13 protein-coding genes and 4 tRNA genes are annotated in these 15142 nt (G+C 53.1%); 1 reads left to right on the plus strand and 16 read right to left on the minus strand.

The genetic code is table 11. The annotated features are described in order from the left end of the window. Positions 1-32: 32 nt before the first annotated feature. The 12 genes from rpoB to AC3WOK_RS18075 all read right to left on the minus strand — a co-directional run bounded on the left by rpoB (position 33) and on the right by AC3WOK_RS18075 (position 9799). Complete coding sequence (gene rpoB, locus AC3WOK_RS18020; RefSeq protein WP_047345341.1) at positions 33-4061, minus strand: DNA-directed RNA polymerase subunit beta; 4029 nt, start codon at positions 4059-4061, stop codon at positions 33-35. A 319-nt stretch (positions 4062-4380) separates the two neighbouring features. Continuing rightward, positions 4381-4746, minus strand: a complete 366-nt coding sequence (gene rplL, locus AC3WOK_RS18025) for a 50S ribosomal protein L7/L12 (RefSeq protein ID WP_006176746.1) — start codon at positions 4744-4746, stop codon at positions 4381-4383. Between the two features lie 66 nt (positions 4747-4812). Next, on the minus strand, positions 4813-5310 hold the full coding sequence (gene rplJ, locus AC3WOK_RS18030) for a 50S ribosomal protein L10 (RefSeq protein ID WP_001207203.1): 498 nt from the start codon (positions 5308-5310) through the stop codon (positions 4813-4815). A 291-nt stretch (positions 5311-5601) separates the two neighbouring features. Beyond that, positions 5602-6306 carry a 50S ribosomal protein L1 gene (gene rplA, locus AC3WOK_RS18035; RefSeq protein ID WP_006810530.1) on the minus strand — a complete coding sequence of 235 codons (705 nt, stop codon included), beginning with the start codon at positions 6304-6306 and terminating at the stop codon, positions 5602-5604. A gap of 3 nt (positions 6307-6309) precedes the next feature. Beyond that, on the minus strand, positions 6310-6738 hold the full coding sequence (rplK, locus tag AC3WOK_RS18040) for a 50S ribosomal protein L11 (RefSeq protein ID WP_008503452.1): 429 nt from the start codon (positions 6736-6738) through the stop codon (positions 6310-6312). 155 nt (positions 6739-6893) lie between these two features. Further along, on the minus strand, positions 6894-7439 hold the full coding sequence (gene nusG, locus AC3WOK_RS18045; RefSeq protein ID WP_002438628.1) for a transcription termination/antitermination protein NusG: 546 nt from the start codon (positions 7437-7439) through the stop codon (positions 6894-6896). 1 nt (position 7440) lies between these two features. Beyond that, a complete protein-coding gene (gene secE, locus AC3WOK_RS18050; protein ID WP_014068449.1) occupies positions 7441-7824 on the minus strand; it encodes a preprotein translocase subunit SecE in 384 nt (127 codons plus the stop codon). 229 nt (positions 7825-8053) lie between these two features. Next, the gene (tuf, locus tag AC3WOK_RS18055) at positions 8054-9238 is read right to left on the minus strand and encodes an elongation factor Tu (protein ID WP_014068448.1); all 1185 of its coding nucleotides are present in this window, start codon (positions 9236-9238) and stop codon (positions 8054-8056) included. Between the two features lie 118 nt (positions 9239-9356). Next, positions 9357-9432, minus strand: a tRNA-Thr gene (locus AC3WOK_RS18060). 6 nt (positions 9433-9438) lie between these two features. Continuing rightward, positions 9439-9513: transfer RNA gene (locus AC3WOK_RS18065), tRNA-Gly, on the minus strand. A 117-nt stretch (positions 9514-9630) separates the two neighbouring features. Then, a tRNA-Tyr gene (locus tag AC3WOK_RS18070) sits at positions 9631-9715 on the minus strand. A gap of 8 nt (positions 9716-9723) precedes the next feature. Then, positions 9724-9799: transfer RNA gene (locus AC3WOK_RS18075), tRNA-Thr, on the minus strand. Positions 9800-10116: 317 nt separating this feature from the next. On the opposite strand from AC3WOK_RS18075, the gene coaA reads away from it, so the two are divergent. Next, complete coding sequence (coaA, locus tag AC3WOK_RS18080) at positions 10117-11067, plus strand: type I pantothenate kinase (RefSeq protein WP_032654569.1); 951 nt, start codon at positions 10117-10119, stop codon at positions 11065-11067. A 43-nt stretch (positions 11068-11110) separates the two neighbouring features. Here the strand turns inward: coaA and dppF are convergent, their stop codons facing one another. From dppF to dppB, 4 genes are read right to left on the minus strand one after another with little or no spacing between them, the layout of a single operon-like run. Continuing rightward, entirely contained in the window at positions 11111-12124 is a 1014-nt protein-coding gene (dppF, locus tag AC3WOK_RS18085) for a dipeptide ABC transporter ATP-binding subunit DppF (protein ID WP_047347647.1), read from the minus strand. Further along, the gene (gene dppD / locus AC3WOK_RS18090) at positions 12121-13104 is read right to left on the minus strand and encodes a dipeptide ABC transporter ATP-binding protein (protein WP_063957890.1); all 984 of its coding nucleotides are present in this window, start codon (positions 13102-13104) and stop codon (positions 12121-12123) included. Before dppD ends, dppF begins: the two co-directional genes overlap by 4 nt. A gap of 10 nt (positions 13105-13114) precedes the next feature. Then, positions 13115-14017, minus strand: a complete 903-nt coding sequence (gene dppC / locus AC3WOK_RS18095; protein ID WP_047347645.1) for a dipeptide ABC transporter permease DppC — start codon at positions 14015-14017, stop codon at positions 13115-13117. Between the two features lie 9 nt (positions 14018-14026). Continuing rightward, positions 14027-15046, minus strand: a complete 1020-nt coding sequence (gene dppB, locus AC3WOK_RS18100) for a dipeptide ABC transporter permease DppB (RefSeq protein WP_492354906.1) — start codon at positions 15044-15046, stop codon at positions 14027-14029. Positions 15047-15142: the final 96 nt, after the last annotated feature.

Raw genomic sequence — 15142 nt, forward strand, 5'->3', positions numbered from 1 at the left:
AACCCGGCACCAGTGACCTGTTTGAGCGAGAATTACTCGTCTTCCAGTTCGATGTTGATACCCAGCGAACGAATCTCTTTCAACAGTACGTTGAAGGATTCAGGCATGCCCGGTTCCATCTGATGGTTGCCGTCCACGATGTTCTTATACATCTTGGTACGACCGTTCACGTCATCAGACTTAACGGTGAGCATTTCCTGCAGGGTGTATGCCGCGCCGTATGCTTCCAGCGCCCACACTTCCATCTCCCCGAAGCGCTGACCACCGAACTGTGCCTTACCACCCAGCGGCTGCTGAGTAACCAGGCTGTAAGAACCGGTAGAACGAGCGTGCATCTTGTCGTCGACCAGGTGGTTCAGTTTCAGCATGTACATGTAACCTACGGTTACCGGACGCTCGAACTGTTCACCGGTACGGCCGTCAAACAGCGTAATCTGACCAGACGTTGGCAGACCACCCAGTTGCAGCAGCTCTTTAATTTCAGCTTCTTTCGCACCATCGAATACTGGCGTTGCGATTGGCATACCTTTTTTCAGGTTCTCAGCCAGACGCAGCACTTCTTCATCGCTGAAGGTGTTCAGGTCGACTTTCTGACGCACATCGGTACCCAGATCGTAGGCACGCTGGATGAATTCGCGCAGTTTCGCGACTTCTTCCTGCTGCTTCAGCATGGCGTTAATCTTGTCGCCGATACCTTTCGCAGCCATACCCAGGTGGGTTTCCAGAATCTGACCGATGTTCATACGAGACGGTACGCCCAGTGGGTTCAGTACGATATCTACCGGCGTACCGTTAGCATCGTGCGGCATATCTTCGATCGGGTTGATCTTAGAGATAACACCCTTGTTACCGTGACGACCTGCCATCTTATCACCAGGCTGGATCTGACGTTTAACAGCCAGATACACCTTAACAATCTTCAGCACACCTGGTGCCAGATCGTCGCCCTGAGTGATTTTACGGCGTTTCGCTTCGAGTTTTTTCTCGAACTCGTGTTTCAGTTCGTCATACTGCTCAGCCAGCTGTTCCAGCTGATTCTGTTTCTCTTCGTCGGTCAGGCCCAGTTCCAGCCAGCGATCGCGTGGCAGTTTGTCGAGCTTCTCAGCTTCAACGCCACCGGCAACCAGCACCGCATAGATACGGCTGAACAGACCCGCTTCGAGGATCTGCAGTTCTTCAGACAGGTCTTTCTTAGCCTGTTTGAGCTGCATCTCTTCGATTTCCAGCGCACGTTTATCTTTTTCAACGCCGTCACGGGTAAAGACCTGAACGTCGATAACCGTACCGGAAACACCGTTAGGTACGCGCAGAGAAGAGTCCTTAACGTCAGACGCTTTCTCACCGAAGATGGCACGCAGCAGTTTTTCTTCTGGCGTCAGCTGGGTTTCACCTTTCGGCGTTACCTTACCAACCAGAATGTCGCCGCCGGTCACTTCTGCACCGATGTAAACGATACCGGATTCATCCAGCTTGGAGAGCGCAGCTTCACCCACGTTAGGGATGTCAGCGGTGATCTCTTCTGGCCCCAGCTTGGTGTCACGGGACACACATGCCAGTTCCTGAATGTGGATGGTGGTGAAACGATCTTCCTGAACAACACGCTCGGAGACGAGGATGGAGTCTTCGAAGTTGTAACCGTTCCACGGCATGAACGCTACGCGCATGTTCTGACCGAGCGCCAGTTCACCGAGGTCGGTAGACGGACCGTCTGCCAGCACGTCGCCGCGCTCAACTGGCTCACCCAGAGACACACATGGCATCTGGTTGATACAGGTGTTCTGGTTAGAACGGGTGTATTTAGTCAGGTTATAAATGTCGATACCTGCTTCGCCCGGGTACATCTCGTCTTCGTTAACTTTAATAACGATACGGGAGGCATCCACGTACTGAACAGTACCGCCACGTTTAGCAACCGCAGTAACACCGGAGTCAACGGCAACAGCACGTTCCATACCGGTACCAACCAGCGGCTTATCAGCGCGCAGAGTTGGAACGGCCTGACGTTGCATGTTCGCACCCATCAATGCACGGTTGGCGTCATCGTGTTCCAGGAACGGGATCAGGGACGCACCGACGGATACCACCTGCTGGGTGGAAACGTCCATGTAGTCAACCTGATCGCGGCTGAACAAGCTTGATTCGCCTTTGCTACGGCAGGTAACCAGATCTTCTACAAAGTGGCCTTCGTCATCCAGGTTGGAGTTCGCCTGAGCGATAACGTAGTTGCCTTCTTCGATAGCAGACAGGTAATGAATTTCGTCGGTTACAACACCGTCAGTCACTTTACGATACGGGGTCTCGAGGAAACCGTATTCGTTTGTCTGTGCGTACACGGACAGGGAGTTGATCAGACCGATGTTTGGACCTTCAGGCGTTTCGATAGGACATACGCGACCGTAGTGCGTCGGGTGTACGTCTCGAACTTCGAAGCCTGCACGTTCACGGGTCAGACCGCCTGGGCCGAGTGCAGAGATACGACGTTTGTGCGTAATCTCAGACAGCGGGTTGTTCTGGTCCATGAACTGAGACAGCTGGCTGGAACCGAAGAACTCTTTCACTGCTGCAGAAATCGGCTTGGCGTTGATCATATCCTGAGGCATCAGGGTATCCAGATCGCCCAGAGACAGACGCTCTTTCACCGCACGCTCTACACGTACCAGACCAACGCGGAACTGGTTTTCCGCCATTTCGCCTACGGAACGGATACGACGGTTGCCGAGGTGGTCGATATCGTCCACTTCGCCTTTACCGTTACGGATATCGATGAGCTTCTTCATCACTTCGATGATGTCGTCTTTGCTCAGGATACCGGAACCTTCGATCTCATCACGCAGCAGAGAACGGTTGAACTTCATACGACCAACCGCAGACAGATCGTAGCGGTCTTCAGAGAAGAACAGGTTCTCGAACAGGCTTTCAGCCGCTTCGCGAGTTGGTGGCTCACCAGGACGCATCATGCGGTAGATTTCAACCAGCGCACTCAGACGATCGGTCGTTGGGTCGACGCGGATAGTCTCAGAGATATAAGGACCGTGGTCCAGATCGTTGGTGAACAGCGTTTCGATACGTTTGTGGCCAGACTGACTCAGCTTAGCCAGCAGATCCAGGCTCAGCTCCATGTTCGCCGGGCAGATCAGCTCGCCAGTTGATTCATCAACGTAATCTTTCGCGGCTACTTTTCCTGCAATGTATTCAACCGGAACTTCGATGTGTTTGATATCATCTTTTTCCAGCTGACGGATGTGACGCGCAGTGATACGGCGACCTTTTTCCACATACACTTTGCCGTCGGCTTCGATGTCGAACGACGCGGTCTCACCACGCAGACGTTCCGGCACCAGCTCCATCTGCAGCTTGTTGTCGCGGATTTCAAAGATCACTTTCTCAAAGAACAGGTCCAGGATCTGCTCAGTGGTATATTGCAGCGCACGCAGAATGATGGTTGCTGGCAGTTTGCGACGACGGTCGATACGGACAAACAGGTTGTCTTTTGGATCGAACTCGAAGTCCAGCCATGAACCACGGTAAGGAATGATGCGCGCGTTATACAGTACTTTACCGGAAGAGTGTGTTTTACCTTTATCGCTGTCGAAGAAGACGCCCGGGCTACGATGCAGCTGGGAAACGATAACACGCTCAGTACCGTTGATAACGAAAGTACCGTTGTCTGTCATGAGTGGAATTTCACCCATGTAGACTTCTTGTTCTTTAATGTCTTTTACGGTGCCTTCTGGCGCTTCGCGCTCGTAGATCACCAGACGCAGTTTTACGCGCAGCGGTGCGGAATAGGTCACGCCACGGATCTGACATTCCTGAACGTCAAACACCGGCTCGCCAAGGCGATAGCTGACGTACTGCAGCTCGGAATTACCGCTGTAGCTCTGAATCGGGAACACGGAACGGAAGGCTGCTTCCAGACCGTACTGCCCTTCAGGATCTTGCTCGATAAACTTCTGGAACGAGTCAAGCTGGATAGAAAGGAGATATGGAATGTCCAGAACTTGTGGACGTTTACCAAAATCCTTACGAATACGTTTTTTCTCGGTATAGGAGTAAACCATAGGGTTCCTCAGCTCGCTGACAAGTCGACCCATCTGTCCGACGAAGGGACAGTTTGTGCAACACCATTTTGTGGACCGGAAAATTGAATACTTTCCGCAATACCTGTTGCTATCACGCTTAAACCATTTCGTCGCGATTTACACAGAGCGAGCACCCTGTCGCAATATATTAAGTCGTCGATAGAAACATGCATTGTCAGGACAATCAGCAGTCAAACAGTGTGAAATGCTACTGATGCCTTACAGCGCAAAAAGGCTGGTGACTAAAAAGTCACCAGCCATCAGCCTAATTACTTAGGCTGCAACCAGAAAAGTTGGCTTATTTAACTTCAACTTCAGCGCCAGCTTCTTCCAGAGATTTTTTCAGTGCTTCTGCGTCGTCTTTGCTCACGCCTTCTTTCAGCGCAGCTGGAGCAGATTCTACCAGGTCTTTAGCTTCTTTCAGACCCAGGCCAGTTGCGCCACGTACTGCTTTGATAACAGCAACTTTGTTAGCGCCAGCAGCTTTCAGAATTACGTCGAATTCAGTTTTTTCTTCAGCAGCTTCAGCCGGGCCAGCAGCTACAGCTACAGCAGCAGCAGCAGAAACACCGAATTTTTCTTCCATTGCAGAAATCAGTTCTACAACGTCCATTACGGACATAGCTGCAACTGCTTCAATGATTTGATCTTTAGTGATAGACATTTAAATTGTTCCTGAAAATCAGAATAAGTTTATACGTAAGCGAATGCTTTATAAAGATAACTGCGATTAAGCAGCTTCTTTCGCATCGCGAACAGCAGCCAGAGTGCGAACCAGTTTGCCAGCCGAAGCTTCTTTCATGGTTGCCATCAGGCGTGCAATTGCTTCTTCGTAGGTCGGCAGGGTTGCCAGGCGATCGATTTGCGATGCCGGGATCAACTCACCTTCAAAGGCTGCAGCTTTGACCTCAAATTTTGCATTCGCTTTCGCGAACTCTTTGAACAGACGAGCAGCAGCGCCCGGGTGTTCCATAGAGTATGCAATCAGGGTCGGACCAACAAACGTGTCTTTCAGGCACTCGAACTGAGTACCTTCAACTACGCGACGCAGCAGGGTGTTACGAACAACACGCATGTATACGCCAGCTTCACGACCTGCTTTACGCAGTTCAGTCATTTTGTCTACAGTAACGCCACGGGAATCCGCAACTACTGCAGACAGCGCGCCTTTGGCTACTTCGCTGACTTCAGCAACAATCGCTTGTTTGTCTTGAAGATTTAAAGCCATTAGCTTTGCTCCTGGATGTTTGCCGGAACTCATGTTCCGGAACTCACTTCACTCAACCCAACGGGAAGAGCGTCTTAATACGGTGAGCAGAAACAAGCCAGAGTATCCAAAAATAATCTTAGCGTTCTGTCACCGTCTACGCAGGGGATTAAGTCTCTTGCGAAACACCTGCGGTCTTCGACGGAGGCCTGGATTAGGCCAGGCTCCAACGAACAAATCTTTTAGCCGCTAACTTTTGTTAGCAAACGTGGGGGTAAGATTGTAGACAAAATCACCGCCCACGTAAAGGCATTAGTTTGCAGCAGCGCTCAGGCCAGCCTGGTCAACTGCAACACCTGCACCCATGGTGGTGGAGATGCTAACTTTCTTGATGTACACGCCTTTCGCCTGAGTTGGTTTTGCTTTTTTCAGCGCAACCAGCAGAGCTTCCAGGTTTTCTTTCAGTTTGTCAGCGTCAAAGTCCACTTTACCGATGGTGGTGTGGATGATGCCGTTTTTGTCGTTACGATAACGAACCTGACCTGCTTTAGCGTTTTTAACCGCTTCAGCAACGTTAGGCGTTACAGTACCAACTTTCGGGTTAGGCATCAGGCCGCGTGGACCCAGAACCTGGCCCAGCTGGCCAACAACGCGCATTGCATCTGGAGAAGCAATAACAACGTCAAAGTTCATTTCGCCTTTCTTGATCTGATCAGCCAGATCTTCCATACCTACCAGTTCAGCGCCGGCAGCTTTAGCCGCTTCAGCGTTTGCACCCTGAGCAAATACAGCTACGCGAACGGAACGGCCAGTACCGTGTGGCAGTACAGTTGCGCCACGAACGTTCTGATCGGATTTACGCGCGTCGATGCCGAGGTTCACGGCAACGTCAACGCTTTCAACGAACTTAGCAGTTGCCAGTTCTTTCAGCAGAGCGATAGCTTCGTTGATGTCGTACTGTTTGGTCGCATCAACTTTGTCACGGATCACGGACATGCGCTTGGTCAGTTTAGCCATTTCTTAGTCCTCCACTACCAGGCCCATGGAACGTGCAGTACCTTCGATTGAGCGAGTCATCGCTTCAATGTCGGCACCAGTCATGTCGGCAGCTTTGGTCTGCGCGATTTCCTGCAGCTGAGCGCGGGAAATTTTACCCACTTTGTCTTTGTTCGGTTTACCGGAACCAGACTTGATACCAGCCGCTTTCTTCAGCAGAACTGCTGCTGGAGGGGTTTTGGTAACGAAAGTGAAAGAACGGTCAGCGTAAACAGTGATTACGACTGGGATTGGCAGACCTTTTTCCAGGGATTCAGTTTTTGCGTTGAACGCTTTACAGAATTCCATGATGTTCACACCCTGCTGACCCAGAGCTGGACCAACTGGTGGACTTGGGTTCGCCATACCAGCTGCAACCTGCAGCTTGACGTAGGCTTGTACTTTCTTAGCCATTCTAAAATCCTCTGATTGGGTAATAGCGCCTCAGGAAGGCTCCCCGTGAATAAAATTCGTTTTACGGGCCGGGCCCATAAAAACAAAAGGCGCGAAATTGTATTCCAATCTCGCGCCTTGTGCAACGATTAAATCGTCGCTTTTTTGATCGCTGTTTAGGCTTTTTCTACCTGAGCAAAGTCCAGTTCTACCGGGGTCGCACGACCGAAGATAGAAACAGAAACTTTCAGGCGGGACTTCTCGTAGTCCACTTCTTCAACCACGCCGTTAAAGTCAGCAAACGGACCGTCGCTAACACGAACCATCTCACCCGGTTCAAACAGCGTTTTCGGACGCGGCTTATCACCTACCTGCTGCAGGCGGTTCATAATCGCATCAACTTCTTTATCGCTGATTGGCGCCGGACGGTCAGACGTGCCGCCGATAAAGCCCATCACGCGCGGTACGCTGCGCACCAGGTGCCAGCTCGCGTCGTTCATCACCATCTGAACCAGCACGTAACCCGGGAAGAATTTGCGCTCGCTTTTGCGACGCTGGCCGCCACGGATCTCGACCACTTCTTCAGTCGGGACCATAACTTCGCCAAACAACTCTTCCATATTATGTAATTTGATATGCTCACGCAGCGACGTTGCTACGCGGCCTTCAAAACCGGAAAACGCCTGAACGACGTACCAACGCTTTTTAGGGGCTTCAGACATCTTAGAACCTCAGGCCAGTGATAAAGGAAACCAGGCGAACCAGAATACCATCCAGTCCCCACAGGATCAGTGACATTACCGCAGTCACAGCAGCCACAATCAGAGTGGTGTGCAGTGTTTCCTGGCGAGTTGGCCAAATCACCTTGCGGACTTCGGTACGCGCTTCACGTGCAAAAGCAACGGTTGCCTTACCTTTAGTCGTTAACAGCGCGACACCGCCCGCTGCAGCAATCAGAATCACCACTGCCAGCGCGCGGAGCGGCAGCATCATGTCACGATAAAGATAGTTGCCAACGATTGCCACAATCAGCAGCACGGCAACAGCGACCCACTTCATCGCTTCCAGGCCGCGCCCGCTCCCTTGAGCTTCGGTATTCGCACTCATAAACCAACCTGTCAGAAGAATTCTACAAATAATTTCACCCCGCGATTGCGAGGCGAGCCAAATCGATACGCTTAATCCCTTTACGGATTATACGCTCTCTGCAGAGCCTGTCTCAGCAATGATTATGACAAAAATAATCACTGATGAGCCAGGTTCTGATGTGAAAGCGTGCAAAAAGGGCATCAAATGATGCCCTTTTCATGCGCATTGCGTCAAATGTTATCAGCAATTAGCCGAGAACTTTAGCAACCACGCCAGCACCAACGGTACGACCACCTTCACGGATTGCGAAACGCAGACCGTCGTCCATCGCGATTGGGTGGATCAGAGTCACAACCATCTTGATGTTGTCGCCTGGCATTACCATCTCAACGCCTTCTGGCAGTTCGATGGTACCGGTCACGTCAGTTGTACGGAAGTAGAACTGTGGACGGTAGCCTTTGAAGAACGGAGTATGACGGCCGCCTTCGTCTTTGGACAGGATGTACACTTCAGATTCGAACTTGGTGTGTGGCTTGATTGAGCCTGGCTTCGCCAGTACCTGACCACGTTCGATTTCTTCACGTTTGATACCACGCAGCAGAACACCAACGTTCTCACCAGCACGGCCTTCGTCCAGCAGTTTGCGGAACATTTCAACGCCAGTACAGGTAGACTTCGCAGTCTCTTTGATACCAACGATTTCAACTTCTTCGCCAACTTTGATGATACCGCGCTCTACACGACCGGTAACAACGGTACCACGACCGGAGATGGAGAATACGTCTTCGATTGGCAGCAGGAATGGCTTGTCAATCGCACGCTCTGGTTCTGGGATGTAAGAATCCAGGAAGCCAGCCAGTTCGATGATTTTCGCTTCCCACTCAGCTTCGCCTTCCAGCGCTTTCAGAGCAGAACCACGAACGATTGGGGTATCGTCGCCTGGGAAATCGTACTGAGACAGCAGTTCACGAACTTCCATCTCTACCAGTTCCAGCAGCTCTTCGTCATCAACCATGTCGCATTTGTTCAGGAACACGATGATGAAAGGAACGCCTACCTGACGACCCAGCAGGATGTGCTCACGAGTCTGAGGCATTGGGCCGTCAGTCGCAGCAACAACCAGGATCGCGCCGTCCATCTGCGCAGCACCGGTGATCATGTTTTTAACATAGTCGGCGTGGCCTGGGCAGTCTACGTGTGCGTAGTGGCGAGTCGGGGTGTCGTATTCAACGTGGGAAGTGTTGATGGTGATACCACGAGCTTTTTCTTCTGGTGCGTTATCGATCTGGTCGAATGCACGAGCAGAACCACCGTAGGTTTTTGCCAGAACGGTAGTGATTGCAGCGGTCAGCGTTGTTTTACCATGGTCAACGTGGCCGATAGTACCGACGTTAACGTGCGGTTTTGTACGTTCAAACTTTTCTTTAGACATCGATTGTCCCTCTAAGACACGGATAAATCGGTGATATCACCACATCAACCAGGCGAAATGCCTGAATTGTTGAATACAGTAAAATTGAAACAGAGAGAAACGGGAAGGAGAAGTGAAGTGGTGCTGATACCCAGAGTCGAACTGGGGACCTCACCCTTACCAAGGGTGCGCTCTACCAACTGAGCCATATCAGCACGTATTGGAGCGGGCAGCGGGAATCGAACCCGCATCATCAGCTTGGAAGGCTGAGGTAATAGCCATTATACGATGCCCGCATCCTGAAACTCGGCTACCCAGTTCTTTCTGTAACAAAAAAAGAGATTTCTCTCTTTTTCAGTTTGAGCTGGCTAATTTTTCCAACCAGCTCCGGCGGCATTTACGCTGCCAGAAAGTGGTGGTGGGGGAAGGATTCGAACCTTCGAAGTCTGTGACGGCAGATTTACAGTCTGCTCCCTTTGGCCGCTCGGGAACCCCACCGGACTTGATGGTGCCGACTACCGGAATCGAACTGGTGACCTACTGATTACAAGTCAGTTGCTCTACCTACTGAGCTAAGTCGGCATCAAGTAGCGCGCATTCTATGGATACCTGCGCGGTCATGCAACTAAAAAATTGCATAAAACGTTCTTTCGCTCACATTTTATGCGAACAACGTGCCGGACGCTGTAAAAGTAGTCATTCACGGTCAAATATTCAACATATTAGCGTGATTTGCACCGTATACACCGTAGCGTGACGGCTTCCGCGTAACGCAGCGCTATCCATCTTTTTTCTTATTATTCCCGTCATCTGGTGTTAACCTCCTGCCCATTGTCCAAAATTAACTGTGTGATGAGCCATGATCCGGCAGTGTGATGCTGGCTCACTGAAGCATGCTTATGAGCAAAAAAGAGCAAACGTTAATGACGCCTTATCTTCACTTTAACCGCAGCCAGTGGGCTGCCCTGCGTGATTCCGTCCCTATGACGCTGACGGAAGGTGAAATCGCACGGTTAAAAGGGATAAACGAAGATCTGTCCCTGGAAGAGGTGGCAGAGATTTATCTTCCCCTCTCTCGCTTGCTTAACTTCTATATCAGCTCCAACCTGCGCCGCCAGGCTGTGCTGGAGCAGTTCCTCGGGACGAACGGTCAACGCATTCCTTATATCATTAGTATTGCCGGCAGCGTGGCCGTGGGTAAAAGCACCACCGCGCGTGTCCTGCAGGCGCTGTTGAGCCGCTGGCCGGAACATCGCAGCGTGGAACTGATTACGACTGACGGCTTCCTGCACCCGAACGAGGTGTTAAAAGAACGCGGGCTGATGAAGAAGAAGGGCTTCCCGCTTTCTTATGATATGCACCGTCTGGTGAAATTTGTCTCCGACCTGAAATCTGGCGTGCCTCACGTGACTGCGCCGGTCTATTCGCACCTGATCTACGATCGCATCCCGGACGGGGATAAAACGGTAGTCCAGCCGGATATCCTGATTCTGGAAGGCCTGAACGTCCTGCAAAGCGGGATGGACTATCCTCACGACCCGCATCACGTATTCGTCTCGGATTTCGTCGATTTCTCTATTTATGTCGATGCGCCGGAAGACCTGCTGCAAAACTGGTACATCAACCGTTTCCTGAAGTTCCGCGAAGGGGCGTTCACTGACCCGGATTCCTATTTCCATCACTATGCTCAGCTTTCTGAAGAAGAAGCGATCAACGTGGCGACGGGACTCTGGAATGAGATCAACTACGTGAACCTCAAAGAGAACATCCTGCCGACGCGCGAGCGCGCGAGCCTGATCCTCACCAAGAGCGAGAAGCACGCCGTCGACCAGATTCGCTTGCGGAAATAATAAAGCAGACATAAAAAAACCGGCTTAGCGCCGGTTTTTTACTTTATGCCTGTGGCTTCTCGCCATTTTCATCCTGATCGACCGCGAAGCAGGCGACCAGCTGACCACCATAATCCTTCAGCTGTGGCTGTAGCTGGGTGCAAGGGCCAAAGCGGCGACTGCAGCGTGCGTTGAATGCACACCCCGGAGGTGGATTCAGCGGGCTTGGCAGCTCACCCGTCAGCTTAATGCGCTCACGACGATCGTCAGGGTTCAGACGCGGCGTCGCAGACAGCAGCGCCTGGGTATACGGGTGACGAGGATTATTAAAGATCTGATCTTTGCTCCCCTTCTCCACGCAGCGCCCCAGATACATCACCATCACCTCATCGGCAATATGTTCCACCACCGACAGGTCGTGGGAGATGAACACGTAAGACAGTCCCAGCTCCTGCTGGAGATCCATCATCAGGTTCAGCACCTGCGCACGCACGGATACGTCGAGCGCCGAAACCGGCTCATCGGCAATTACCACGTCCGGATCGAGCATCAGCCCACGCGCGATAGCAATACGCTGACGCTGGCCGCCGGAGAACATGTGCGGATAGCGGTCATAATGCTCGGTTTTAAGGCCGACCTTCGCCATCATCGCCAGGGCTTTCTCACGGCGCTGCTCCTTGCTCAGATTACTGTTAATCAGCAGCGGCTCTTCCAGAATCTGCCCCACTTTTTTACGCGGGTTCAAAGAACCATACGGGTTCTGGAACACAATCTGGATTTTCTGACGACGCAGCTTCTGCGCCTGCGGATCGTGCTTGAGCAGATCCTGCCCCTGGTAATAAAGCTCCCCTCCGGTCGGCACTTCAATCATCGTCAGCAGACGGCCCAGCGTGGATTTACCGCAGCCTGACTCCCCCACCACCGCCAGCGTTTTACCGCGTTCGAGATTAAAGGAGACGCCGTCCAGCGCTTTCACCAGGCGCTCAGGGGCAAACAGCCCCTTCTTCACCGGGTAGTATTTTTTCAGGTCGATGGCCTGCAGCAGCGGCTGTTGCGTGGTGGCCTGTTGCGTACTCATAGTGTTGGCCTCCCGGCATCATCGAGTGGGTAGTGGCATTTCGACTGACGGCCGTCAGCAAGCTGATTCAGCTCTGGCTCTTCTGCCCGGCATTTATCTGTCGCATACGGACAGCGCGGATTAAGCAGACAACCTTGCGGACGGTCATACTTACCCGGAACCACGCCCGGCAGCGACGCCAGACGCGCTTTGTCCTGGGCAAACTCCGGCAGCGCACGTAAAAGCGCCTGGGTATACGGATGGCGCGGCGCGCGGAAGATATCTTGCGAACTCCCGGTCTCGACCACCTGGCCGGCGTACATCACGATGATTTTGTGCGCCGCTTCGGCCACCAGCGCCAGGTCGTGCGTAATCAGCACCAGCGCCATATTCTCTTTCTGCTGCAGCTCCAGCAGCAGTTCGATGATTTGCGCCTGAATGGTTACATCCAGCGCCGTCGTCGGCTCATCGGCAATCAGCAGTTTTGGTCGACAGGCAATCGCCATCGCGATCATCACGCGCTGGCTCATCCCACCGGAAAGCTGGTGCGGGTACACGTCCAGACGCGATGCCGGGTCAGGGATCCCCACCTGGTTCAGCAGATCGATCGCGCGCTGGCGACGGGTTTTCTTATTCCCGCCCTGATGCACCTTAATCGCTTCCATAATCTGGAAACCAACGGTGTAGCACGGGTTCAGGCTGGTCATCGGGTCCTGGAAAATCATCGCCACTTCCGCACCCACCAGCTGGCGGCGCTGTTTTTCAGAAATTCGCTTCAGGTCCTGACCGTTGAACTGCAGGTTTTCCGCCATCACGCGGCCCGGGTAATCAATCAGCCCCATGATCGCCAGTGAACTGACCGATTTACCGGAACCGGACTCCCCGACAATGCCAACCACTTCGCCCTGATTGACGCTGTAGCTGATGCGGTCCACGGCGCGAAACGGAGTGCCTTCATCCCCGAAGTGCACCGATAATTTATCTACATTTAATAACGCCATCTCGTGCCTCTTACTGCTTCAGTTTGGGATCAAGTGCATCACGCAGACCATCACCCATCAGGTTAAATGCCAGCACCGTCAGCAGGATTGCCAGACCCGGGAAGGTGACAACCCACCAGGCGCTTTGTGCGAACTGCAACACGTCGGAGAGCATGGTGCCCCACTCCGGTGTTGGCGGCTGCGCACCCATGCCCAGGAAGCCAAGAGCGGCCATATCAAGAATGGCGTTAGAGAAACCGAGCGACGCCTGAACAATCAGCGGCGCAAGGCAGTTAGGGAAGATATTGACAAACATCTGGCGCATCGCGCCCGCACCCGCCACGCGAGATGCCGTGACGTAATCGCGGTTTACTTCTACCAGCACCGCCGCACGTGTTAAGCGTACGTAGTGAGGGAGCGCCACGAAGGTCAACGCCAGCGCGGCGTTACCAATTGACGGGCCGAAGATTGCCACCAGCACCAGCGCCAGCAGCAGGCTTGGCAGCGCCAGCATGATATCGACGATACGCATGATGATGTTATCAACGATACCGCCGAAATAACCGGCAACCAGACCGAGCACGATCCCCATAATCAGGGACAACACCACCACCAGGCAGCCGACCAGCAGCGACAGACGCGCGCCGTACATCAGACGCGACAGCACATCGCGGCCTACGTCATCGGTACCTAACAGGTGCGTCAGGCTACCGCCGTCCTGCCACGCAGGGGGGGCCAGCAGCGCATCGCGGAACTGGTCCGCCGGGTTATACGGTGCCAGGACGTTCGCAAACACCGCGATCAGAATCATGATGACGACATATACCAGCCCGACTACCGCACCTTTATTGCGTTTGAAGTAGTGCCAGAATTCCTGCAGCGGCGTCATTGGCACCGGCGCTGCGACCACTTTATTTTGAGTTACTTGTGACATGATGGCCCCTTACTTCTTATGACGAATACGCGGGTTCACCACGCCGTAAAGCAAATCGACCAGCAGGTTGACGAGGATAATCATCGTCGCGACCAGCAGTACACCGCCCTGCACAACCGGATAATCACGGCGTTGCAGCGCGTCAATCAGCCAGCGGCCCAGGCCCGGCCAGGAGAAGATGGTTTCGGTCAGGATCGCCCCCGCCAGAAGCGTGCCCACCTGCAGACCAATAACGGTCACCACCGGCAGCATGGCGTTACGCAGCGCATGAACGATGATGACGCGCATACGGGTCAGGCCCTTGGCGCGCGCGGTACGGATATAATCCTCGCCCAGCACTTCCAGCATGGAAGAACGGGTCATACGCACGATCACCGCGAGAGGGATAGTCCCCAGCACCATGGCGGGCAGGATCATATGCGCGATGGCATCAATGAAGTTGCCCTCTTCACCCCAGATAGCCGTATCAATCAGCATAAATCCGGTGAGCGGGTTGGAGTCATCCAGGAAGACCATATCGCTGACGCGCCCGGAGACCGGTGTCAGGTTAAGCTGCACCGAAACCAGCATGATCAGCATCATGCCCCACCAGAAGATAGGCATGGAGTAGCCGGTCAGCGCGAGGCCCACCGCAGTATGGTCAAAAATAGAGCCACGCTTAACGGCAGCCAGCACCCCAACAGGAATGCCCACCGCAGTGGCGAAAATCATGGCGCAGACGCCAAGCTCCAGTGTCGCTTTAAAACGCGGCACGAACTCGTCCCACACCGGAAGACGGCTTTTCAACGAAATCCCTAAGTCGCCGTGCATGACGCCCCAAATATAGTGGAGGTACTGCTGCCACATCGGCTTATCGAGGCCGAGTTCGGCCAGCAGCTGTGCATGGCGCTCAGGGGAAATACCACGCTCACCCGCCATAATCATTACCGGGTCGCCGGGGATCATATGGACGAAGGCAAAAGTGAGAAGGGTGATACCGATAAACGTGGGGATAACAAGTCCCAGACGTCGGAGGATGAACTGCAACATAACCCGGATTCTCTCTGATGACGCACAACCAATGGCGTGGCGTCTGTATTGCTCACAAATGTAAATTCCCTCTCCCTTGGGAGAGGGTTAGGGTGA

The sequence above is a fragment of the Enterobacter sp. FW301-JW81 genome (assembly GCF_058788735.1).